Below are 24,693 nucleotides of genomic sequence, written 5' to 3'. Positions count from 1 at the left end.
AATCAACCGGCTTACATCAGCCCGGCTTGAGTCATCAGTTCGACCACTTTTTTACCGTTCAATGCAGAAGCATCAACTTTTGGCGCATCCAGTTCTTTCAGCGGTACCAGTTTCGGATTAGAAGCCGCGTTGACGCCAACGGCATATTCGAAGGCGTTATTGGTACGCAGGATCTCCTGGCCGTTTTTACCGGTGATCCACTTAACGAATTCTTGCGCCTGTTTTTGGTGTTTGCTGGAAGCCAGCACGCCACCGCCGGAGATGCTGACGAAAGCGCCCGGATCCTGATGTTTGAAGTAATACAGTTTGATATTTTTACTGTTCTCGCCGGTCTTGGCACCGTCGACGAACGGATAATAATGGTAGATCACGCCGCTGTCGATTTGGCCGGCATTGACCGCTTTCATGACGGTACTGTTGCCTTTATAAGCGGTGAAGTTGGTTTTCATCGCTTTCAGCCATTCCAGCGTGGCTTTTTCGCCTTTCAGCTCCAGCAGTGCGCTGACAATGGCCTGGAAATCAGCCCCTGAAGGCGAGGCGGCCCAGCGGCCTTTCCATTCTGGCTTGGCCAGATCCAGCAGTGACTTGGGCAACTGTGCCTCGGTCAGTTTCGCCGGGTTATAGACGAACACCGTTGAGCGGGCGGCAATGCCAATCCAGTGGCCGTGTTGCGGACGGTACTGTGGTTCAACCTGGGCCAGCGTCGCGGCATCCAGCGGGGCAAACAGCTTGGCGTTATCCACCAGTACCATCGACGGGGAATTTTCCGTTAAAAACACGTCGGCAGGGGATGCGCTGCCTTCTTGCACCAGTTGGTTGCCCAACTCGCTGTCGCCGCCGTTACGCAGGGTCACTTTAATGCCGGTGTCTTTGGTAAAACCGTCCACCCAGGACTTCACCAGGTTTTCGTGTTGGGCGTTATAAACAACAATGCCTTCATCCTGGGATGCCGCATTAGCCGAGAAGGCCAGCATCATGGACGATGCCAACAGGGCAATCGGGCCGAGAGAAGTGAAACGCAGCTTCATACAGTCATCCTTATTTAGAGAGTGCAGAGAGGAAATGCTAATTATGCCAAACGGACGTTGGGAGCCCTGATTGTATATAAGAACATTAATAATGATAGTGAAAACGATTCGTATTAATTTATTTTTAGTTTTAGCTCAATAATTATCTCGTCTTAAGGAAAAATTAAGCTTTTAGAATATTACCCAGGCATGGAGGGCGGCTATTTGATTGAATATGAAAGAAATTCACGTTGTTTGCTGAGTGCTGTTTTGGTTATGAGTCATAGCGTTTAATCATTTAAGTTATTCAACTGCTTCAATGTATATATACGTCGACAAAACACCAACAAGGGATAGCGACGTGAAGTATTCATTCAAACTTAAAGGATTGGCTGGTCTAATCATCTTGTCTTTTCAGGCGGGAGTAGGGGTTAACGCCGCCGAGGTACCGGCAGGAACGTCACTGGCGGCGACGCAGGAGCTGGTACGGGCCAATGGTTATGAGCCTGCAACGCTGGATCCGAATCTGGCGGAAAGCAACGTAGAGTTTTATATCTTCAATGACCTGTTTGAAGGGTTATTGCGGGTGGGTAAAAATGGCGAAGTGATCCCCGCGTTGGCGACAAAATGGGAGAATCAGGGCAATGTCTGGACCTTCCATCTGCGCCCGGACGCCAGGTGGTCCAACGGCGATCCGGTGACTGCCGGGGACTTTGTCTTTAGCTGGAGACGCCTGACTGACCCAAAAACCGCTTCTCCCTACGGCAGTTATCTGGCATCCGCCTACGTGCTAAATGCGGCGGAAATTAACGCCGGCAGTAAACCACCGACAGAACTGGGCGTGAAAGCGCTGGATGCACATACCCTACAGGTGACCTTGGCCGAGCCTAACTCTTATCTGCTCAAACAGTTGGTCCATTTCCCGGTGCTGCCGGTCAACCCGAAAGTGGTGGAGAAGTACGGTAAAAACTGGACGCAGCCGCAGAACTTTGTCGGTAATGGGGCATTCCGACTGGCGCAGTGGGTGGTCAATGAAAAGGTGGTGGTGGTGCGCAATACCCAGTATTGGGATAACGCCCATACGGTGCTTAACAAAGTGACTTTCCTGCCGCTGCAGGGGTTCCCGGAGGTGGCGCGCTTCCGGGCCGGAGAGATTGAGCTGGGTTACAGTGCGCCACCGGAACTGTACCAACAGTTAAAAAATAGCCTGGGTGATGAGCAATTAATCACTTACCCGCTGTTGTCGACCAGTTACTTTGCCTTTAACAACCGCCAGGCCCCGTTTAACGATGTGCGGGTGCGTCAGGCATTAAATCTGGCGCTGGATAAAACGGTTATTGCCACTAAAGTGCTGGGCTACGGTCAGCAACCGGCCTGGACTTTTACCCCAACCGGTGCCGGTGGCTTTAAACTGCAGGCCGGTGAGGCGGCGGGATGGTCACAAGAACAACGCATCACGCAGGCGAAAAAACTGCTGGCCGAGGCCGGGTTTACGGCGGAACGTCCTTTACGCTTTACCCTGCTGTACAGCAATGACGCGACCATTAAGAAGATTGTGATCGCCGCCAGCGCCATGTGGAAAAAGAACCTGGGTGTGGACGTCAGCCTGCAGAATCAGGAGCGCAAGGTGGTGCTGGACAATATCAATAACGGGCAGTACAGCGTGGCTTTCAGCCGCTGGCTGGCGGACTACAACGATCCCTCGACTTTCCTGAACGTTTTCCGCTCCACCAGCAGTGAGAACTCGGCCAAATACGCCAATCAAAATTACGATCGCTTATTGCATCAGGCCACTGCGGCCCAGACACCGCAGCAGGTACAACAGTATTTCCAACAGGCCGAAGATCTGCTGACGAAAGATACCCCGGTGGCTCCGGTTTATTACGAAGCAAACGCTACGCTGGTCAAACCCTATGTAAAGGGCATCGACTTTACCCGGCAGGGGCCGCTGTACGATAAAAATGTGTATATCATTGCGCATTGACGATTTAATAATGCGGATTGGGATGAATCTGGTCCGCTGTTAATCTATTTTTCTAAATGTTTCATAAACGGTCAGCCGGTTTTTCACCCGAAAATAAAAAACGCGCCTATACTGCCTCCCGTAGTTTATATGCAGTATCTCGTTTGGCGAGGCTCCTATACAAACACAGGTTACTGATCTGACGACATCGAGAGATGCCCAAGGTTAAGACAGGCTTTATCGGATTAAGGTTCAGCCCAAGGTAACTTCTGATGAATACATCAGATACGTTGTATAGTGCTAAAACCTGGACGCGGAGATAGGCTTTCTGCACTCCCTCTGTGGTTAACGCCCCTATGCGATTCGCTGTTGAAGTTCAAACAGAAATAGGGACTAACATAATGAAGTCACATCACAACACACTATCCCCGGCGCTGGCCACAACTGAAACTCTTGATGAGTCTTCGGTGGCGGGCTATATGAACGCCGATTTCATTACCATCCCAGGTAATATGACGGTTAATAAGGCAAAGGAATATTTTCTTTCGCAACTTAAAACCGACGAAATTCCGACTCAACTGTTTGTTACCGCCGACGATTATCATTTGCGCGGTACACTTTCGGTTAAAAAATTACTGCAATGTGAAGATAACGATAAAGCCGTTGGGGTCATGATCAACCACAGCTATTTTCAGGTTTCACCCGATGACGATCGTAATGATGTCGCGCATTTATTGGGTAAGGGCGGGTTGGACGTGGTGCCGGTGGTGGTCAATAAAACCCTGGTGGGCGTGTTGGGTGAAAAAGAAATTGCCCGACTGATTGAAGACGAAAACACCGAGGATGCACAGCGCCAGGGCGCCAGCCTGCCGCTGGATAAACCTTATCTGGAAACCAGCCCCTGGGCGTTATGGCGCAAGCGTTCGGTCTGGTTACTGATGTTGTTTGTCGCGGAAGCCTATACCGGGAATGTGCTAAAGGCATTTGAAGAACAGTTGGAAGCAGCGATTGCGCTGGCGTTCTTCATCCCGTTACTGATTGGTACCGGCGGTAACAGCGGCACCCAAATCACCTCCACTCTGGTTCGTGCCATGGCGCTTGGCGAAGTCAGCTTGCGTAACCTGGGCGCAGTGATCCGCAAAGAGGTGTCTACTTCGCTGCTGATAGCTGCCACCATTGGTATAGCCGCCTGGGCGCGCGCCTGGATCATGGGGGTGGGCATGGACGTAACGATGGTGGTCAGCCTGTCGCTGGTGGCAATCACCGTCTGGAGCGCCATTGTCTCCTCGATTATCCCAATGCTGCTCAAGCGGCTGGGGATTGACCCGGCGGTGGTGTCGGCGCCCTTTATCGCCACCTTTATTGATGGCACCGGCCTGATTATTTACTTTAAAATCGCCCAGTATATTCTGGGGATTTAAACCGACATCCGCTCCGTGTCGTAGCCGGGGCGGGTATTTTATCTCACCGAAAAGGAGCAACGTAAATACTCATGAGTAATGACAATCCCCGATTTTTAATTAAAGGGGCATCTATCGATAATAGTTAACCGAGGACAAGACAATGGGAAATATGACAATTTTTGTAGGATTCCTGAGCATTATCAGCTCACTGGGCCTGTTAGCCGCCTATATGAGCACTAAATGGGATGATTAATGAACGCTAAAGATCCGCCTGGATGCATCCTCCCTGAAGGTTTTATTTACTACGGGGAGGATGCGATTAAACTCTGACCGCCCAATGGGGACTTTGGGAGTATAACCACCATGATCCTTCTTATTCTTGGCTTACTTTATGCCATTTTGATGATCTCTGTTGGTGTGAATGAGATTTATTTTTATTCAACCGGAAAATCAGAATTCCTGTCTAGTTTAATACTGACATTCTCGGGTACTATGCTGCTGGTTGCCTTTGTCTGGCAATGCTCTACTAAAATAAAAAAATGAATTGCCCATTTGAATGTGAGCCGTAATATGCAAAATGAAAAACAATCCGTTGCCAGAAATTCCATGATAGCCAGTGGGCTATTGGCAACCGGTAAATTTATTGCCGGTATTTTTACCGGCAGTATTGGTCTTATTTCCGAAGGGATCCACTCTTTCACCGATTTTATCGCCACCAGCATTACCTGGCTGGCGGTGCGTATCAGCGACAAACCGGCTGATGATGATCACCATTTTGGTCATGGCAAAGTCGAAAACCTGGCGGCGTTGTTTGAAGTGCTGCTGCTGTTGGGCGCGGCGGGGTGGATTGTTTATGAGGCCGGCAAAAGCCTGTTGGGGGAGGCCCATGAAATTGTCGCGGCTCCGGTGGTGATTGCCGTGCTGTTGATTTCGATTGTGGTCGACTTTTTCCGCGTCAGGGCGCTCAATCGCGTGGCGAAGGCTACCGACAGTGCGGCGCTGGAAGCCGACGCACTGCATTTCTTCTCTGATATGCTTGCCTCCGCCGTGGTGCTGTTAGGTATGGTCTTTGTGATGCTGGGCTTCACCCGCGCAGATGCCATCGCCGCGCTAATCGTCGCTTGTTTTATCGTAGTGGCAGCGGTGAAATTGGGTAAACGTTCGTTTGATTCGCTGATGGACACGGCACCGGCCGGTGCCAAGGAGGAGATCGGTGCTTTGCTGGAGTCCTTCCCGGCGATCCTGGCCACGGAAAATATCCGCATTCGCAACGCCGGCGCCATCTTGTTTATTGAGGTCACCGTCGCTGTCTGTCGCACTTTACCGCTGGAACGCATCAACGCGTTGAAGCAATCAATTGCCGAACGGCTGGAGCAGCAGTATGCCCATGCCGAAGCCACGGTTATAGCTAATCCACAAACCCGCAGTGACGAAGACATGGCGACGCGTATCCGGGTGATCGCCGCCAACCACGGCGCGGTAGTACAAAATCTGGCGTTGCAGCAACTGCCGGAACGCATGTCGATAAGTATGGATCTGGCCGTGCCGGCCAGTGCCAACGTGGCGCAGGCGCATGAAATTGCCAGTGAGATTGAAACGCTGTTACGGCAGGCGATTGGTGAAGATACGGAGATCGAAACTCATCTGGAACCCCAGACGAATCACTGGATCGCCAGCGAAGATGTAGCGCCGGAGCAACTGGCGAGCATTCGCCAGATATTGGAAACCGCGGTGGGAAAAGGCGAGATGGTGCAGGACGTTCATAACATCCGCGCACGTAAAACCGCTGGCGGCATTATCGTCAATTTCCATTGTCGGGTTTCCCCGGCGGCTTCTATCGCGTCGGCGCATGCGGCGGTAGACAGCATAGAGCGCCAGTTACGTGCGCTTTACCCGAGTATCTCGCGGGCGGTAGGGCATGTGGAACCGATAAAGCCCAAATCGGTCGTCTGAGTCCGGCAGCGGAGCCTTGTGGAAAGGCCGCCCGTGGGCGGCCTGTAAAGGTTACTCCAGATTCAGTCGTGCGGTGAGGGTGGAAATCTCACTGCGCCATTGTTGCTGCAACTGCGTTTTTTGATGTTTTGGCTTGCGCGCCAAATCCTCCTGCAGTTTACTTTCCAGTTCAAACAGCGCGGCCAACAGCCGTTCCTCGTCATCGTGCTGCAACGGATGATTGACGGCATCCTGGCTTAGGTTTGTCACAGTGACGGTGTCACGTTCTTCTGCCAGGCGGGCGTAAACCGGCTCCAGATCCTGCCACTCTTCCAGCCGCTGATGGTCAATCAACCAGAAACGGTTGCAGCTATTTTCGATTAGCATTCGGTCATGAGTGACCAATATGACTGCGCCGTCAAACTGGCGCAAAGTCTCCGCCAGCTCCTCCTTGCCTTCCATATCCAGATGGTTGGTGGGTTCATCGAGCAACAACAGCGAATGGTTAGCCAGCGTCAGGCCGACAAACAGCAGGCGTGAACGCTCGCCACCGCTCAGGGTACTGATGCGTTGTTGATGACGCAGATAGGGGAAACCGGCACCAATCAACGCCATCTTGCGCTGATCTTCGGTCAACGCTGCAAAGTGGGTTAATGCTTCACTCAGCGTGTCATCATCGTGCAGTTGCTGCAGGCTTTGGTCGTAATACCCGATGCGAACCCGGGGATGGAAAACCGTTTCCCGCAGGGTCGTATCCTGATACTCACGCCACAGATGATGCAGCAGAGAAGATTTCCCACAGCCATTGCGTCCGACGATGGCGATGCGGTCACCGCTTTTGACCCGCAATGGGTCGAGGCGAAACAGCACCGGCGCGTCGATTGCCGGGCGAACCTCCATTGGTGGCAGGGCCAGCAGGCGATCGGCATCCAGCGCCTCTCCCTTCAGCCTGAGCCGCCATTGGCTGCCCGCGCTCAGCGTGGTTTGCTCCTCTTTCAGCCGGTCAACGCGTTTCTCCATTTGCTTGGCCTTGCGGGCCAGATCTTCGTTGTCGTAAACCTTGCCCCAAATGGCCAGCCGATGGGCGCTTTTCGCCACCCGGTCGATCTCTTTTTGCTCCGCCTGACGGCGATGGGCATCCGCCGCATCCTGTTCCTCCAGCGCCTTGCGCGCAGCCGTGCAGGGTAAGCGGAAGAATTGCAGGGTCTTGTCGCGCAAAATCCAGGTGCAGTTAGTGACCTGATCCAGCAGATAGCGATCGTGGGACACCAGCACAAAACTGCCGGACCAGCTTTGCAGGAACCGCTCCAGCCACAGCAAAGTAGGAAGATCCAGGTGGTTGCTGGGCTCATCGAGCAGTAGCAAGTCCGGTTGGCGGATTAATGCTCGTGCCAGCAGCAGACGCGTGTGCTGGCCGCCACTCAGGGTACCGGCGGTCAGCGTCCATGACGGTGGCGCAAAACCCAGGCTGGTCAGAAGAACCTCAGCCTGCCAACTTTCACTGATGCGCTGTTTTTCAGGCAGCCGGGCCAGTACCGCATCCAGCAGGGTACAGCCGTGCAGGGCTTCAGGCAGATGCTGTTCTACCCGCGCCATCAGACACTGGTGGGAAGGGGTGACGCTGCCGGTACCGGCAGGCAGATCGCCGCTGAGGATTTTAAGTAGGGTGCTTTTGCCACAGCCGTTGTGGCCGATTAAACCGATGCGATCGCCTTTTTTCAGGCTGAAGGAAACCTCAACCAGCAGAGGGCCGAAATTGTTGTCGTAACCGACAGATTGTGCAGATAGTAATGTGGTCATTGCTTACTCAAGAGTTACAGGCATGCAGATGCCTATCGTCAAACATCGCTGACGACAACCCGGTAAGCCGGAGGGAAGGAACTTCAGATTTTAATCAGCTTCGCTCAAGCCTGGGTTATCGCAGCACGATACCGGTAATGCTTGAGCAGCAGCGATTACTATAGAAGTGTGAGTAAAAAAACAATTCACACATCGGCATAGTAATCCTCCTTTTATTTCGTTGGTTAATGAGTGAGCTGAGTATAGGGCGCTTTGTCCGCTTACGCCACTGTGAATTACTCTAGTTATCAGTGCCGTAAGCGGAAAGTTCTGGCGGGATTATGCAGACAGAGGCGGCGGTGCGGATAATCGTGCTGAATGGGAGTAATACTGATATTTAAGCGCAGATTAAGCAGTTATCATAATCACAGTTTATGATTAGCCAAACGGGTCGGTGAATACTGGCCCGTTAGACGCTGACAAAGTCCTCTATGGTTAAAACCCTCGGACTGAGGGCCAGTAAAAACAAAGGATTATGTCTTCTGAATTTACCCCAAACATCCGAAAACCACGCTTTTCGGGTGTTTGTTACAACCTTGCGGGACGGTATTTATCGGCCCGCTTGTTTCGTCTGTCTATCATGCAAATGCTGAGCACCGAATTTATGTTAAAGCCCCGTCAAATTATTCTTTTCCTGTTCCTGCTGCTTGGCTTGCAGTTGGCGCCGCTGACCAGCGTCGCCGCACAGGATGATGATGTTCCTGTTGTTGAAGCCCCGGTAGACCCTGCGGTTGCGCTGAAGAACTACCAAAAGCAGTTGGACAGCATCAAACAGCAGGTCTCCAAGGCCGACAACGATAACCAACTCAGCAAGCTGAAGCTGGCTACCGACGATCTGGCCGCCGGGTTGGATAAACTGGCAACCGATCTGCAACCGGCACAGGAGAAACTGCAGGGGCAACTTGATGTGTTAGGCCCACAGCCGGCCGCCGGTTCGATGGCCGAAACCGCCGCCGTGGTGCAGCAGCGTAATACATTGAATAACAGTAAAAAACAACTGGATGATGCGGTGAAACGCGCCCAGGCCATGCGGGCCGGTGCGATTGATCTGGGCCAGCAAATCAGTGATTTGCGTCGGGTGGCGTTCAAAACCCAATTGGCATTGAATACCGGTAGCGTGCTGGGCAGCAAGTTTTGGTCGCCGGTGGTGCAACCTGCCGCCAGTGACATGCAGCGCTTGGACGAGTTTAATACGGCCATGAAACAGGCCTGGGACACCAGCTGGCAGGAAGAGTGGCGCTACGGCACCCTCACTTTTTTGGTATTGGCGGTGATTATCTGGTCATGGGGGCGTTATTTTTCCGAGCGTTTTCTGGCCTGGGTGAGTATTCGTTTTCTGCCGGATGGCCGTTTACGCCGCAGCTTTATGGCGATAATGACCGTCACCGTTACGGTTATCACTACCAGTATTGCGCTGAATCTGCTGTATCTCACTTTTACCCGCGTGCAACCGTTGCCGGGAATGCTGGAAGATTTTGCCGAAGGCTTTTATCGGTTGGGGATCTTCTGCGCACTGATTGCCGGTCTGGGCCGGGCGACGCTGTCTCTTAACCGTCCGTCATGGCGTCTGGGTGCCATGGATGACGCGGTGGCCGCCGGTTTACGCTATTTCTCGCCGCTGCTGGCCGGGTTAGCCTTGGCATTTGGCTCAATTGAGCTTATCAACAACGTGGTGAGTGCCAGTCTGGGCACCACCATTTTCGGCAACGGTCTGGTTGCCGGATTAATCGGTATGGTGCTGTTGGCGATGCCGTTGCGCTCCCAGCGCATTCGCCGCCAACTGGAGCAGCAGGGTGAGCACGTAGAGAAGCGCTCTACTCTCAGTGGCTTGTTGCACATGAGCACCCTGGTGTGTTCGGTGATAATCCTGTTTTCACTGTTGGTGGGGTATATCGCCTTCGCCCGATTCCTGACCTATCAAGTGATCTGGGTCGCTCTGGTACTGATGGCGTTTTATTTTCTGCTGATGTTCGCCACCGATCTGTGCGGTGCGATATTTTCTTCGCAGACCGCCAGCGGCAAGATGCTTAAAAAGTCCTTCAACTTCAAAGACCGTCATCTGGAGCAAATGGCGATTATCTTCACCGCCATTGCCAAGTGTTCTCTGTTGTTATTAATGATTGTCTCGCTGTTTAACGGCTCGTTCGGCACCACCACACCCAACTCGTTGCTGGACAAGATCATTGCCATTCTGAGCGGCGAAGGGCTGCAACGGCTGAATATTGTGCCGGGCAACCTGATTAACGCGGTTATTTGTCTGGCGATCGGTATCTATATTCTGCGGGTGACCCAGCGCTGGCTCAGTCAGGAACTGTTGCCGAAAACCATTTCAGACATCGGTATTCGTGCATCACTGGTCACGCTGTTCAGCAATGTGGGTTACGTGCTGCTGATCCTGATCACCCTGGCGGCGCTGGGCATCCAGTGGAACAATCTGGCGTGGATCGTCAGTGCGTTGTCGGTGGGTATCGGTTTTGGTCTGCAGGAGATAGTGAAGAACTTCATTTCCGGCCTAATCCTGCTGACCGAACGGCCGGTAAAAGTGGGCGATATGATCGGTATTGGCGGTGTAGAAGGGGATGTGCGTCGTATTAACGTGCGCGCCACCGAGATCCAACTCAGTGACCGTTCGACCATGATCGTACCCAACTCGCAGCTAATTTCGCAAAACGTGCGTAATGCCACCATGGGCAATGCGCAGGGCGTGGTGACCATCGCGCTGACCTTCCCGACGGATATCGATCCGGAGCAGGTACGTAATATCTTGCTGAGTGCTTACCAGGAGTATGAAGCGATTCAGGAAACGCCCGCGCCTTATGTTCGTTTTAGTCAGCTTGGCCCGGACGGCATTATTCTTAGCGTGACCGGTTATGTAGCCAGCCCACGCATGGTGGGTGCCACCAAAAGCGAACTGCTGTTCAATATCCTCAAGCTGCTGCGCGCGGAGCGGGTCAATATGTCCAGCCCGCAGGAAGTGGTGTTTATGAAGCAACAGGCGAAAAACCTGGCCAACGACGAAGAACAATCTTCGTAATAATACCCTCTCCCTTGGGAGAGGGGGCGTTCACGGAAGTGCATAAATTAACGACACTGAGATGCAGAGCAAACTCAGTGCATCGCCGGTACCACGGACTGCGAGCAATCGCTGTTGGCACTGGCAGACGTGTTATTACAGGTTTGTGGATCGTTATGTACGGGCGGTGGCGGGACATCCTGTGGGCCGCCTCTGCCCATACAGCCGGAAAGCATCAGCATCAACAGCACAGGGATCATTGTTTTCATCGCAGTTACCTCCATCCTGAACACTCTGTTAAGTATATGCCCAGAAAGGCCCCGGGGCCGCCCAATGATGCGTTATCGACTGGATGACAATTACAACAGAGGGCGGATCGGCTCCAGGTGCTGCTGCATTAACCTTTGCATCTGCACCAGGTGAGGGGCATCCGCTTTTTCGCGCATCAGATAAATGCCGACGGTACAGCGTTGGCCTGGCTGAGTCAGTTGCAATGGCTCGATCCCGTAATCGGCAAAATAGCCCGCCATGCAGGCAGGATAGGCCAGCAGCACCGCGTCGGAATCGTTGATCATATCCACTGCCGACATCATCGAGTTGGTCGAACAGATCACCCGTTCCGCCAGGTGCAGGCGGTTGCGCGCCAGCTTTTTCGGCTGCATGTCCTCCACCATATGATGATAACGGCTTTCATCCGGCGTCAGTTCGACACAGGGATAGTCCAGTAATGCGTCCGGCGCTACCGGTTGGCCCAGTAATGGATGCCCGCGCCGCACGAACATGGTGTCGCTGGTGCCGAACAGCGGCAGAAAACTGATGCCTGCCTTGGGGTTCAGCCCCTGAATTTCATGACCGATAAACAAATCGATATCGCCGCCCAACAGTAAATCCATCAGGCGCAGATGGTTACCCAGATCGATATGGATATTCACCGACGGGTGCAGCTTGCGGTAGGCGTTGAAACTGTCGCGCACAAACATATACCACCAGGCATGACCGGTGCCCATGCGCAAGCTCTGCTCCTGACGCGCCTTGATAAATGCCAGTTTGATCAGCGTATTGTCGTAAATTCGCTGCATCATCTGTGCCTGCTCCAGCAGCAAGTCACCGTATTCGGTGGTTTTCACTCCGGTTGAGGTACGCTCCAGCAGTTGCACCCCCAGATTTTCTTCCAGTTTCTTCATGTTGTGGGTCAGCGTTGGCTGGCTCAGGCAAAGCTTGTTTGCTGCATGACTCACATTTTTGAACATCGCTACTTCGATAAACTGCCGCAGAATTTTGTCCACGATCATATTTTCCACTGGTGGTATAGAAAGTTTCTATATCGTAGCGATGAAAAACGATTTCCGCCAATGACCCGCCTTCGATAGCTTGCTCCCATGCCGGTATTCCCAGCCGCCACCCCAGAGGATGCAATGAGAAGATTGATACCGAGTATGGTTGCTGCCGCACTGGCGTTGTCAGCGGGCCAGGCGCAGGCCGACACGCTGCGCATGCAGTGCGCACCCAGCAAAGAAGGGCGCCAGTACTGCAATGAGATCAAGCAGCGCTTCGAGGCCCAGACTGGCCATAGCCTGGAGTTTATCGATCTGCCTCCTGCTTCTGATGAAAAACTGTCGCTGTTCCAGCAACTGTTTGCGGCCAAAGACGCCAGCGCCATCGATCTGTTCCAGGCCGATACCGTGTGGATCGGCGTACTGAACAAGCACCTGCTGGATTTGACCGACAGCGTGAGCGACATCCAACCGGATTTTTTCCCTGCCGCCTGGCAAAACAACGTGGTTAACGGCCGGGTCAAAGCGGTACCGGCCTATCTGGACAGCGGCGCGCTCTACTACCGTAAGGATCTGCTGGAAAAATACGGCGAACAGCCGCCGGTAACCTGGGCCGATCTGACCCGCATCGCCACCCGCATTCAGCAGGGTGAACGTGCCGCCGGTCATAAGAACTTCTGGGGGCTGGTGTTCCAGGGGAAATCTTATGAAGGGCTGACCTGCAACGCACTCGAATGGGTGGCTTCACAGAACGGCGGCAGTTTTATCAACGCCGAAGGCAATATCACCATCAACAACTCACAGGCGGCGCAGGCGCTGGATATGGCCGCCGGCTGGATCGGCAAGATTACCCCCAGGGGAACGCTTGGCTACATGGAGGAGGAGTCGCGGGCGGTATTCCAGAACGGCGATGCCATGTTTATGCGCAACTGGCCATACGCCTACGTGCTGGCACAGGACAACAGCAGTGCGATCCGCGGCAAGGTGGGCGTGATGCCGCTGCCGAAAGGCGCAGATGGCCGTTCAGTCAGTGCGTTGGGCGGTTGGCAGTGGGCGATCAACGGTTATACCAAAAACCCTCAGGCGGCCATCGCGCTGCTGAAAATCGTCAGCGATGCCGAATCGCAAAAAAGGGCGCTGGCACTGCTGGGCCAGGCTCCTTCCCGCACGGCGTTATACGACGATCCGCAGGTACTGGCACAGGCGCCTTATCTGGCGGACTTCAAGGGCATTTTCGCCCAGGCGATGCCGCGCCCGGCAACCCAAACCAAAAGGCAGTATGCGCAGGTCTCCCGGGTTATTTACAACGCCACCTTTAACGTGCTGCGCGGTGATAGTGACGGTGTCACGGCAGTGGCGGATCTACAGCAAAGACTGGAACGGATTAAAGCCAGAGGATGGCGTTGAAAGCAGGGTAACTATCCATTAACCGCCGGAGTCTGATGCATGAAACGCGATACTCACGCTTTATCCCTGACGGCCACGCCAGCCCCTGCCCAAGCGCGGTCGGTCAGGCGCAGCAAGCTTAATCACCAACAGCGTCGCAGCCGCATCGCCTGGCTGCTGGTGGCACCGGCCATGCTGTTGCTGGCGGCGGTGGCGGGTTGGCCACTGCTGCGCACCCTGTTTTACAGCTTCACCGACGCCATGCTGGACGCGCCGGACGACTATCGTTTTGTCGGTTTCGCCAACTACCTTGACCTGACTACGGACGGCCACCATTACGGCGTGCTGGCGGATCCGCTGTGGTGGCTGGCGGTGGGCAATACGCTGCGCTTTAGCCTGCTTTCGGTCTCTCTGGAATTGGTGTTCGGCATGCTGCTGGCGTTGCTGATGAATCAGAAATTCCGTGGGCAGGGGCTGGTCCGCACCGCCATTTTGGTGCCCTGGGCCATTCCGACCATTGTTTCCGCCAAAATGTGGGGCTGGATGTTTCATGACCAGTATGGAGTGGTCAACGACCTGCTGCTCAAAAGCGGCGTCATCGCCACGCCTTTGGCCTGGGTGGCGGAACCGGGGCTGTCGATGTGGGCGGTGGTGATTGCCGACGTCTGGAAAACCACGCCGTTTATGGCCTTGATGTTGCTGGCTGCGCTGCAACTGATCCCCGGCGATTTATATGAGGCCGCGCGGGTCGATGGTGCCAACGCCTGGCAGCGTTTCCGCCGTATTACCTTGCCGTTGATTATGCCGGCGATGATTGTTGCGCTGATTTTCCGGGTGATGGATGCGTTGCGGGTGTTTGATCTGATTTATGTGCTGACCTCGAATAGCGAGGCTACGGTGTCGGTATCCGGTTATGCCCGCGACCGCATGGTCAGCTATCAGGAGATGGGTTCTGGCTCGGCCGCTTCGGTGCTGGTGTTTATGATGGTGGCAGGTATCGCCGCCTGTTTCCTCACGCTGGGTCGCCTGAATGATAAGGAGAAACGCGCATGAAACTGAGTCGCCAACAGCAAAAGTACGGCCACAAGGCGCTGATATTTGCCGCTGCCGCATTGGCCAGCCTGATTTGCCTGTTTCCGTTCTATTACGCGCTGATCACCTCATTGCGTTCGGGGCAGGATTTGTTCCAGGTCGCCTATCTGCCGAGCAACCTGCACTGGGGCAATTACCTGACGGCGTTGCTGGAAAACGGCATCGCCCGCAGCCTGCTCAATTCCATCGCCGTGGCGACGTTAACGGTGGGCATCTGCTTGCTGGTGTCAATTACCGCCGCATTCGCCCTGGCGCGTATCCGTTTTCGCGGCCGCAAGTATCTGCTGTTCACGATTCTTTGCGTGTCGATGTTCCCGCAGGTGGCGGTGCTGTCCGGCATGTTCGAACTGGTGCGCTTTATGGGGCTGTATGACTCTCTGGGCGCGCTGGTGCTGTCCTATACCACCTTTTCACTGCCGTTTACCGTCTGGGTGTTGACCACCTTTATGAAGGCGATCCCGGCGGAACTGGAGGAGGCGGCGATCGTCGACGGTGCCGGTACCTGGACCATCATCAGCCGTATTTTTGCGCCGATTATGGGCCCGTCGCTGGTGACTACCGGGCTGCTGGCATTTATTGGTGCCTGGAATGAATTCATGTTCGCGCTGACCTTTGTCATCTCCAGCGGCAAACGCACCGTGCCGGTAGCGATTGGCATGCTGCAGGGCGCCTCTCAGTTCGAACTTCCCTGGGGCGCCATCATGGCGGCCTCGGTCATCGTCACACTGCCGATCATCGCACTGGTTCTGATTTTCCAGCGCCGTATCGTCAGCGGATTAACCAACGGCGCAGTAAAAGGCTGATTTTCGATTAACCCTAAGCAGGAGCAAACCAATGGCTACAAAAATCGTTTTAGTGGGTGCGGGCAGCGCGCAATTCGGCTACGGCACGCTGGGGGATATCTTCCAGAGCAAAACGTTGTACGGCAGCGAAATTGTGCTGCATGACATCAACCCGGCCGCTCTGGCGGTGACAGAGAAAACCGCCCGGGAATTTTTGGCGGCGGAAGATTTACCCTTTACCGTCAGTGCCACCACCGATCGTAAAACCGCGCTGCGCGGGGCGGAGTTTGTGATTATCTCCATTGAGGTGGGCGACCGCTTTGCGCTGTGGGATCTGGACTGGCAAATTCCGCAGCAATACGGCATTGGGCAGGTGTATGGTGAAAACGGCGGTCCCGGCGGGCTGTTCCACTCGCTGCGGATTATTCCGCCGATCCTCGACATCTGCGCCGACGTCGCCGACATCTGCCCAAATGCCTGGATATTTAACTATTCCAACCCGATGAGCCGTATCTGCACCACCGTGCATCGTCGCTTCCCGCAGCTCAATTTTGTCGGCATGTGCCACGAAATTGCCTCGCTGGAGCGCTATCTGCCGGAAATGCTCGGCACTTCGTTTGAAAACCTCAACCTGCGGGCCGCCGGGCTTAACCACTTTAGCGTACTGCTGGAAGCTAGCTACAAAGACAGCGGTAAGGACGCTTATGCCGATGTGCGTGCCAAGGCACCGGATTATTTTTCCCGCCTGCCGGGCTACAGCGACATTCTGGCTTACACCCGTACCCACGGCAAACTGGTACAGACCGAGGGCAGCACCGAGCGCGATGCGCTGGGCGGCAAAGACAGTGCCTATCCCTGGGCCGACCGCACGCTGTTTAAAGAAATTCTGGAAAAATTCCACCACTTGCCGATCACCGGCGACAGTCATTTTGGCGAATACATCCGCTGGGCCAGTGAGGTCAGCGATCATCGCGGAATCCTCGATTTCTACACCTTCTATCGCAATTACCTCGGCCATGTGCAGCCGAAAATAGAACTGAAGCTGAAAGAGCGCGTGGTGCCGATCATGGAAGGGATCCTGACCGATTCTGGCTATGAAGAGTCGGCGGTCAATATCCCGAACCTGGGGTTTATCAAACAATTGCCGGAATTTATTGCGGTTGAAGTGCCGGCCATTATCGATCGCAAGGGCGTGCATGGCATCAAGGTCAATATGCCGGCCGGCATCGGTGGCTTGCTCAGCAATCAGATTGCCATTCACGATCTGACCGCTGACGCGGTCATTGAAGGCTCGCGTGACCTGGTGATCCAGGCGCTGTTGGTCGATTCGGTCAACGACAAGTGCCGGGCGATCCCCGAACTGGTGGACGTGATGATTTCACGCCAGGGGCCGTGGCTCGATTACCTTAAATAAGCCGGATGGCGGGGCGCTGGTTGGCGTCCCGCCAAATGCCAATTGGGTGTGAGAACGGGAGGAATATGGCGCAATTAACGCTGGAAAAACTGCAAAAACGCTACGGGGCGAACGCCGAGGTGATCAAATCGCTGGATCTGCAGATTAATAGCGGAGAGTTTGTGGTGATCGTCGGGCCTTCCGGCTGTGGCAAATCTACCCTGTTGCGGATGATCGCCGGGCTGGAGGAGATCAGCAGCGGTGGCATGTATATCGATGGCAACTATGTCAATGACGATACGCCCGCCGAACGTGGCATCGGCATGGTGTTCCAGTCTTACGCACTTTACCCGCACATGAGCGTGTATAAAAACATGGCGTTTGCGCTGGAATTGGCGGGGCATTCAGCGGCGGAAATCGACAATCGAGTACGTGAGAGTGCGCGTATCTTGCAGCTTGAGCCATTGCTGGAACGTCGGCCGAAGGATCTTTCCGGTGGTCAGCGGCAACGGGTGGCGATTGGCCGCGCCATCGTGCGCGAACCCAAGCTGTTTCTGTTCGATGAACCACTTTCCAACCTCGACGCGTCGCTGCGGGTGCAGATGCGTATGGAGGTGGCATCGCTGCATAAGCGGCTGAGGTCGACCATTATTTATGTCACCCACGATCAGGTGGAAGCCATGACGCTGGCCGACCGCATTGTGGTGCTCAACCAGGGGCAGGTTGAACAGGTGGGGACGCCACTGGAACTGTATGACCAGCCGGCCAATGAATTTGTCGCGCAGTTCATCGGTTCGCCAAAAATGAACCTGATCCCGGCAATTTTACGGCGTGCCGGTGAACGCCAAAGCGTGGTGGAACTGGACAACGGCAAGGCGCTGGTACTGCCGATCGCCACGCCAGCCGGAGCGGAAGGCCAAAGCGTTAACGTCGGCATTCGGCCGGAGCATATTCGCGGCGGTGAACTGGCCCAGTGCGAGTTTCAGGGAGAGGTGATGTTCGTTGAACATATGGGCAATGAAACCTATCTCTATCTGGATAATGGCAACGCTTGTGAGCCCTGGGTGCTGCGTAACCCCGAGCGTTCGACCATTCAGGCCGGTGATACGGTGGGTGTGCGTCTGCCGGTGGAGTGCTGTTATTTGTTTGACTCTCAGGGCCAAGCGTTCCAGCGTATTCTGGCGTCGGAACAGGCGCATTAATCAATTAAAGGAAGTCGGGACATGAGCAGTGGGAAAACCGTGCGTTGGTGGAAACAGGCGGTGGTTTATCAGATCTATCCGCGCAGCTTTATGGATTCTAACGGCGATGGTATTGGCGATCTGAATGGCATCACCGACAAGCTGGACTATTTGCAGTGGCTGGGCATTGACGTGATTTGGATCTGCCCGATGTATCGCTCGCCGAACGACGACAATGGTTACGATATCAGTGATTATCAGGCCATTATGACGGAGTTCGGCACCATGGCGGACTTTGACCGTTTGTTGGCCGAAGTGCATGCCCGCGGCATGCGTTTGATACTGGATTTGGTGGTCAACCACACTTCGGATGAGCATCCGTGGTTTATTGAATCCCGGTCATCTCAATCGAGTGCCAAACGCGACTGGTATATCTGGCGCGATGGCAAAAACGGCGCGGAGCCCAACAACTGGGAAAGCATCTTCAACGGTTCCGCCTGGAAATATGACCCCGGCAGCGAACAATACTTTCTGCACCTGTTCTCTGAACGTCAACCGGATCTGAACTGGGAGAATCCGCAGGTGCGTGCGGCGCTGTATGACATGATGCGCTGGTGGCTGGACAAGGGCATTGACGGCTTCCGCATCGACGCTATCTGCCATATGAAAAAACAGCCGGGCCTGACCGACATGCCCAACCCACAGGGACTGCGTTACGTGCCGTCGTTCGAACGGCATCTTAACTACGAAGGCCTGCTGGATTATGTCGATGACCTGTGCGAGCAGGTATTTAACCGCTACGACATCATGACGGTGGGCGAAATGAACGGGGCCTCGGCACAGCAGGGCGAGGACTGGGTGGGGGAACAGCACGGCCGCCTGAATATGATCTTCCAGTTTGAACACGTCAAACTGTGGGAAAGCAGCCATCAGCAGTCACCGGACGCTGGGCTCGATGTGATGGGTCTGAAAGAGATCTTTACCCGCTGGCAGACATTGCTGGAAGGGAAAGGCTGGAACGCGTTGTACGTCGAAAATCATGATATTCCGCGCGTGGTTTCTAAATGGGGTGACGACAGGCAGTATTGGCGTGAAAGTGCTACCGCCATCGCCGCCATGTATTTCCTGATGCAGGGAACACCGTTTATTTATCAGGGCCAGGAACTGGGGATGACCAATACCCGCTTCACGAGTCTGGCGGATTTTAACGATATTGCCGCCAGAAACCGCTTTGCCAAACTGCAGGAGCAGGGCATGGATGAAGCTCAGATCCTGGCGTTTCTCGGTCGTAGTGGGCGCGATAATTCACGAACCCCAATGCAGTGGGATGACGGGCCTCATGCTGGCTTCAGTACCGTTACGCCGTGGTTCTCGTTGAATGCCAACTTTGAACAGATTAACGTGGCGCATCAGCGTAACGAGCCGGATTCGGTGCTGAGTTTTTACCGGGCCTTGATCCGGCTACGCAAGCAGGATCCGATGTGGGTCTATGGCCGCTACCAATTACAACTGGCGGCGCATCCCCATATTTACGCCTACAGCCGTAGTCTGGATCAACGGCAAGGGTGGGTATTGTGCAACCTGAGTGGTGAAACACAACAAATTGACTCTCAACTCTTGCCATTGGGAAAAAGATCATTGTTGTTGAGTAATTATTCCCACCAGGGTGAACGACAAATACTTCGTCCTTATGAGGCACGAATCTATCAATAGGGGAAATACGGCAATAGATTGAGTTAGGCCCTAAATTAATTTCTATGGGAAAGTTATTTTAAATCGCTAACTTTCCCAGTCAATGACTTCCCAGAAAAATGGCAAAATACCGTTTGACCCACTTTAAGGCGTATGGGATGACTTAAATCACCAGAAACCTTACAGACTTTTGTTTGATTCCTCCCCTTGTAGCCATAAAACCAATCAATCTGTTGATATTTAATCCATTTTTCTTTTGGGGGAGCATTTCACTGGCTGTTTCCCAGCCGAAACACGGCCTAAACCAAGGTGAAATTTTATGATTTTTTACGATTTCACTTTTAATTTCACATTAACAACTCATGTGTTAGCCCTAATGTTATTTTTTTTCACATGTCAACGTGCAACTTTAGCGCTACTCTGAACAGGCTGTGTCTAATTAAGGATGATGCCATGTGGAATATGCAAACTAACATAGGGATATGTTATGAATTCCTCTGTTGTCCCATTGAATTTCATTTCCTCGAAATTCTTTCCAAAAGCACACCTTTTTCATGACTCCGCGATAACACTAATGGCGCAGGGTTAATTTGTCTTCAATTGTCAGGATGGCAATAATAATATCATGTTGTGATTATTATTTAATTGTTCTTTTTACAACCGGATAAATTTCTCGGCCAGTCTAATTATTCACTCAGGAGCACTCTAATGAACCCGTGTTTGGACTTTATCGGTATTGGCATCGGTCCGTCCAACCTCAGTATTGCTGCCCTTGGCAGCGAAATCGAAGGTTTTAATTGCAAATTCCTCGAGCGCAAATCGCAGTTTTCCTGGCATCCAGGCATGATCCTGGCGGAATGCAGTATGCAGACCAGTTTTTTGAAGGATTTGGTGACCGCCGTCTCGCCAACCAACCCTTTTAGCTTCCTCAACTATCTGGTGAAAAGGAAAAAGTTCTACCGTTTCCTGACAACAGAACAACGCACGGTGTCACGTGAAGAGTTTGCCGATTATCTCAACTGGGCTGCCACGGGGCTGGATTCGCTGGTTTTCAACCAGGACGTTCAGCACGTGGAGTTTGATAGCCAACAGCGGCAGTATGTTGTCACCACTCAGAATCAGGTGTTTTACGCTAAACATGTCTGCGTGGGCATTGGCAAGAAAGTCAAACTGCCGGACTGCGTGACCGAACAAAATGCTCAATGTTTTCACGCCAGCGAAATGATGTTTCGCCAGCCAAACCTTAGCGGGAAACGCGTGGCCATTGTGGGCGGGGGTCAAAGCGGAGCCGATCTGTTCCTTAATATTTTTCAGGGCGAGTGGGGCCAGCCAGAGCAACTGAGTTGGATCTCCCGACGTAACAACTACAACGCTCTTGATGAAGCGGCCTTTGCTAACGAGTATTTTACGCCCGATTATGTCGATGACTTCTACACGCTCAGCAACACCGCCAAACAGCAGATGCTGCGCGAACAAAAAATGACCTCCGATGGCATCACCAGCGAGTCTCTTTTAGCTATTTATCGCGCCATGTATCACCGTTTCGATGTTCTGCAAGAAAAACGCTGGGTACGCCTGCTACCCAGCCGCTCCGTGACTGCCCTTAATGCCCAGGATAATTTTTATCGGTTGGAGACGCAGCATCATCTTGACCAGGGGCGCGAGACCCTGGATGCCGATGTGGTTATCTTTGCTACCGGTTATGAACAGGCTAGACCGGCTTTTCTTGCCTCCCTGGCGGACCGGATGTTAACCGATGCCGATGGGCAATATCGTATTGCCTCTGATTTTACTCTGGAGCGTGAGGGGGAGCATGAGAATGCTCTGTTTGCCGTCAATGCCAGCATGCACCACCACGGGATTGCCGATCCTCAGCTCAGTCTGGTGGCCTGGCGATCGGCCCGTATCCTCAATCGGGTGCTGGGCGAGAATAAATTTGATCTGAGTACCGCGCCGGCGATGATTCAATGGCGTAGTGAGCAATAACAGCCAATAGCAACAAATCTCCTTTGGTTCCTTCCAGGAGCCGTTTTAATACTTTGTTCAAGTTATGAGACAGGTTGTATGAAAAAGAATATTAATAAATTTATCATGAACCAATTGGCTACATTCACACCGACTTTTAAAACCAAATTAATATATAAAAAAGCATTCGGGAAGAGGTTAAATCTTAACCCGCCTGTGACCTGGAACGAAAAGATAAACTATCTAAAACTTAACGATTACAGCAACAATGCACTGGTTACGCAATGTGCGGATAAATACGCAGTCAGGGAGTATTTGAAGGCGAAAGGGTGTGAAGAAATTCTCAATGAGCTTTACTTCGTTTGCGATTCAGTCGATGAGATCCCTTGGGCTTCCTTGCCTGATAAGTTTGTGATTAAGGGCAATCATGGTTCAGGTTACAACCTGATTTGTCAGGATAAAAAGTCCCTGGACGTTACCAGGGCCGCTAAAACCATTGATAACTGGATGAAAGAGGACTACTGGAAGGTCTATGCAGAGCTGAACTATAAGCAAATCAATAAAAAGATAATAGGTGAGAAATTTATAGAGTCATCCAGTGGTCATGGCCCTGATGATTATAAAATATACTGTTTCCATGGTGTTCCTTACTGCACATTACTTTGTGTTGGCAGAGAAACCGGCATGCCGAAATATTACTTTTTTGACAAAGACTTCAAGTTTCTTTGCTACAGTCAGGATTGCCTGGCGCTTAGTCAGCAGGAGATAGATGCCTTTGTTAAACCCGCGGGATATGACGAGCTCTTCGAGTACGCCAGAAAATTATCTGCGCCCTTTGAGTTTGTCCGTGTCGATTTTTATATTGCCAACGGCAAACCCGTTTTTGGCGAATTGACCTTTACGCCCTCCGCAGGTATTGATACGGACATGCTCGAATCAACCGATATTTTGCTCGGGAAAATGCTCCGGTTGAAATAACCGCTAACCTCAACACTGACTGCTGCCGGCGCAGTAAGGTATGCCAGTTAACATCCCGACGCCCTGTTAACGCCGCAGGGCGCTTTTTATCTGCAAGAAGTTTTCGCCTGCGGGCGTCTCCTTACCCGTTCAAACCGGTGTGAATGCGCTGGACGTCTGCCGCTATGGTTTGAAACATAATACTATTTTTAAATTTTCAATAAACGGATGCCAGACCCGCGAAAACTGGCAATAATGTCAGTATGGCTGTTCACAAGGCAGGCATTGCCAGACAGGGTGAGCAGGCTTATGGCCGCCATCATGCAGGTCGAATTTTATCCGTATTCTTCGCAAGCTTCTGGAAGCAAGATGCACACCACTGAGTTACCCGGCGCCACTAAATTACGCCTCGCGCTAATCGTCTTTTTGCTGGTGTTCTGCACCTGCATTTTGGGTATTGAAAGCCGTCCCATCGGTCTGTTAGCGCTATTTTGGCCAACCAATGCGGTGCTTTTGGCCGTGCTGGTACGCTGCCCGGCCATGGGCAGTCCTGTTGGCTGGTTGATGGCTATGTCAGGCTATTTGGCTGCGGATCTGATCACCGGCAGCCCATTTGGCAAAGCCATACTGCTCAATGGTGCCAATATTGCCGGCGTGGCGGTCGGGTTTTACCTGTTTATGCGTTTATCGCCGCAGGTCAGAACCCTGGAACGCACCTCATCGAGCATTTATCTGTTCGCTATCTGTCTGGCGAGCGCGACAGCTACGGCGTTACTTGGTGCCGGGGCTTCGGTGCTGCTGTTTGGCCGCCAGTATCTGCCTTCATTGGCGTTGTGGCTGTCTTCGGAATTTACCAACTACATCACGCTGATGCCGTTTATTCTGGCTTTTCCGCGGGACTGGAAAGGTTATCTGCGCAGCATTTTCCAGGCCGTGACCCTACGCAGCCAGTGGCCCAATACCGTCAGAAAAATCGCGGTGTTACTTCTGCTGCTGTTGGCCTGCTTCGGTAGCATCCTGATTGGTGGCCCCGGAGCGGTGATTTTCCCGATGCCGATCCTGCTATGGTTGGCGATGTCATTCTCGCTGTTCAGCACAATGATCGCGGTATTGGTTTATGTGTTGTGGTGCCACCTGGCGATAGATCTGGGCCTGATTACCACTAACCTTGATATGAAAATGCTGCAAAACACGGTGTCTATGCGACTTGGCGTGGCGTTACTGGCGCTGGGACCTATTGCCGTGGCCAGTATGAATTTTGCTCGCAATGCGCTGCTGCAAAGGCTTGAGCACGTGGCGAATCATGATGCTCTGACCCATGTATTGACCCGCAGCGCTTTTATGCAGCGCGGAACGCGGCTGGTCAGTCAAAAGGGCGAGCGGATCTGCATCATGATGCTGGATATCGACTACTTTAAATCGATCAATGACCGCTTTGGGCACGCCGGAGGCGATGCGGCGCTGCTGTCCTTTACCCGCGCCATTACTGGCGATCTGCGCGATAACGATTTGTTTGGCCGCATGGGGGGTGAAGAATTTGCGATCGTCGCCCCCATTGCGCAACAGCGGGATGCGCTATCGCTGGCCGAACGTCTGCGTCACCGAGTTGAAATTGAATCCATCAACATGCCCGCAGGTGCTGCTTTACAGATCACCGTCAGCATCGGTATGGTCACCTGCATCGGCGGTTCAGGACAAAATCTGGACAACCTGCTGAAAATCGCCGATCTGGCGGTCTATAAAGCCAAAAATAGCGGCCGCAACCGGGTCGCCACGCCAGAACTCCTGCCGCACCATTCCACCGAGATCTAAAG

At 53.1% G+C, this 24,693-nt stretch carries 19 protein-coding genes and 1 riboswitch; of the genes, 15 read left to right on the top strand and 4 right to left on the bottom strand.

The window, feature by feature from the left end:
• Positions 1-11: 11 nt before the first annotated feature.
• Positions 12-1,028 (bottom strand): iron ABC transporter substrate-binding protein, encoded by a 1,017-nt coding sequence (locus ACSOSI_RS13535; RefSeq protein ID WP_476705612.1) that lies wholly within the window; start codon positions 1,026-1,028, stop codon positions 12-14.
• A 298-nt stretch (positions 1,029-1,326) separates the two neighbouring features.
• On the opposite strand from ACSOSI_RS13535, the gene ACSOSI_RS13530 reads away from it, so the two are divergent.
• The 5 genes from ACSOSI_RS13530 (at position 1,327) to ACSOSI_RS13510 (ending at position 6,326) form a co-directional block, all read left to right on the top strand.
• A complete protein-coding gene (locus ACSOSI_RS13530; protein ID WP_476705611.1) occupies positions 1,327-2,991 on the top strand; it encodes an ABC transporter substrate-binding protein in 1,665 nt (554 codons plus the stop codon).
• Between the two features lie 131 nt (positions 2,992-3,122).
• A riboswitch (M-box (ykoK) riboswitch) is annotated at positions 3,123-3,296 on the top strand.
• Between the two features lie 75 nt (positions 3,297-3,371).
• Positions 3,372-4,391 carry a magnesium transporter gene (locus tag ACSOSI_RS13525; protein ID WP_172491157.1) on the top strand — a complete coding sequence of 340 codons (1,020 nt, stop codon included), beginning with the start codon at positions 3,372-3,374 and terminating at the stop codon, positions 4,389-4,391.
• Between the two features lie 142 nt (positions 4,392-4,533).
• Positions 4,534-4,626, top strand: coding sequence for a protein MgtS (mgtS, locus tag ACSOSI_RS13520; protein ID WP_013813036.1), 93 nt, complete (start codon positions 4,534-4,536; stop codon positions 4,624-4,626).
• A gap of 110 nt (positions 4,627-4,736) precedes the next feature.
• Positions 4,737-4,916 (top strand): hypothetical protein, encoded by a 180-nt coding sequence (locus ACSOSI_RS13515; protein WP_071593016.1) that lies wholly within the window; start codon positions 4,737-4,739, stop codon positions 4,914-4,916.
• 27 nt (positions 4,917-4,943) lie between these two features.
• Positions 4,944-6,326, top strand: coding sequence for a cation diffusion facilitator family transporter (locus tag ACSOSI_RS13510; RefSeq protein ID WP_476705610.1), 1,383 nt, complete (start codon positions 4,944-4,946; stop codon positions 6,324-6,326).
• A gap of 51 nt (positions 6,327-6,377) precedes the next feature.
• On the opposite strand, the gene ACSOSI_RS13505 is transcribed toward ACSOSI_RS13510, so the two are convergent.
• Positions 6,378-8,105, bottom strand: a complete 1,728-nt coding sequence (locus ACSOSI_RS13505) for an ABC-F family ATP-binding cassette domain-containing protein (protein WP_476705609.1) — start codon at positions 8,103-8,105, stop codon at positions 6,378-6,380.
• A 643-nt stretch (positions 8,106-8,748) separates the two neighbouring features.
• Here ACSOSI_RS13505 and ACSOSI_RS13500 point away from each other — a divergent pair.
• A complete protein-coding gene (locus tag ACSOSI_RS13500; protein ID WP_026142387.1) occupies positions 8,749-11,178 on the top strand; it encodes a DUF3772 domain-containing protein in 2,430 nt (809 codons plus the stop codon).
• A gap of 74 nt (positions 11,179-11,252) precedes the next feature.
• On the opposite strand, the gene ACSOSI_RS13495 is transcribed toward ACSOSI_RS13500, so the two are convergent.
• On the bottom strand, positions 11,253-11,426 hold the full coding sequence (locus ACSOSI_RS13495; RefSeq protein WP_017892925.1) for a hypothetical protein: 174 nt from the start codon (positions 11,424-11,426) through the stop codon (positions 11,253-11,255).
• Between the two features lie 90 nt (positions 11,427-11,516).
• The gene (locus ACSOSI_RS13490) at positions 11,517-12,449 is read right to left on the bottom strand and encodes a LysR family transcriptional regulator (RefSeq protein WP_012145255.1); all 933 of its coding nucleotides are present in this window, start codon (positions 12,447-12,449) and stop codon (positions 11,517-11,519) included.
• A 123-nt stretch (positions 12,450-12,572) separates the two neighbouring features.
• Here ACSOSI_RS13490 and ACSOSI_RS13485 point away from each other — a divergent pair, with 123 nt between their 5' ends.
• The 9 genes from ACSOSI_RS13485 (at position 12,573) to ACSOSI_RS13445 (ending at position 24,691) form a co-directional block, all read left to right on the top strand.
• Positions 12,573-13,838, top strand: coding sequence for an ABC transporter substrate-binding protein (locus tag ACSOSI_RS13485; protein ID WP_476705608.1), 1,266 nt, complete (start codon positions 12,573-12,575; stop codon positions 13,836-13,838).
• Between the two features lie 39 nt (positions 13,839-13,877).
• The gene (locus ACSOSI_RS13480; protein WP_012145253.1) at positions 13,878-14,870 is read left to right on the top strand and encodes a carbohydrate ABC transporter permease; all 993 of its coding nucleotides are present in this window, start codon (positions 13,878-13,880) and stop codon (positions 14,868-14,870) included.
• On the top strand, positions 14,867-15,712 hold the full coding sequence (locus ACSOSI_RS13475; RefSeq protein ID WP_012145252.1) for a carbohydrate ABC transporter permease: 846 nt from the start codon (positions 14,867-14,869) through the stop codon (positions 15,710-15,712). The genes ACSOSI_RS13480 and ACSOSI_RS13475 overlap by 4 nt, the downstream gene beginning before the upstream one ends.
• A gap of 31 nt (positions 15,713-15,743) precedes the next feature.
• Entirely contained in the window at positions 15,744-17,105 is a 1,362-nt protein-coding gene (locus tag ACSOSI_RS13470; protein ID WP_012145251.1) for a family 4 glycosyl hydrolase, read from the top strand.
• A gap of 65 nt (positions 17,106-17,170) precedes the next feature.
• A complete protein-coding gene (locus ACSOSI_RS13465) occupies positions 17,171-18,286 on the top strand; it encodes an ABC transporter ATP-binding protein (protein ID WP_041418573.1) in 1,116 nt (371 codons plus the stop codon).
• Positions 18,287-18,307: 21 nt separating this feature from the next.
• On the top strand, positions 18,308-19,978 hold the full coding sequence (locus ACSOSI_RS13460; protein WP_476705607.1) for an alpha-glucosidase: 1,671 nt from the start codon (positions 18,308-18,310) through the stop codon (positions 19,976-19,978).
• Positions 19,979-20,665: 687 nt separating this feature from the next.
• Positions 20,666-21,943 carry a lysine N(6)-hydroxylase/L-ornithine N(5)-oxygenase family protein gene (locus ACSOSI_RS13455; RefSeq protein ID WP_476705606.1) on the top strand — a complete coding sequence of 426 codons (1,278 nt, stop codon included), beginning with the start codon at positions 20,666-20,668 and terminating at the stop codon, positions 21,941-21,943.
• Positions 21,944-22,021: 78 nt separating this feature from the next.
• On the top strand, positions 22,022-22,900 hold the full coding sequence (locus ACSOSI_RS13450; protein WP_012145247.1) for an ATP-grasp fold amidoligase family protein: 879 nt from the start codon (positions 22,022-22,024) through the stop codon (positions 22,898-22,900).
• Positions 22,901-23,248: 348 nt separating this feature from the next.
• Entirely contained in the window at positions 23,249-24,691 is a 1,443-nt protein-coding gene (locus ACSOSI_RS13445) for a GGDEF domain-containing protein (protein ID WP_476705605.1), read from the top strand.
• The last annotated feature ends 2 nt before the right edge of the window (positions 24,692-24,693 follow it).

This window comes from Serratia sp. AR11, from assembly GCF_056376275.1.
This window is presented reverse-complemented; position numbering and strand designations above follow the sequence as displayed.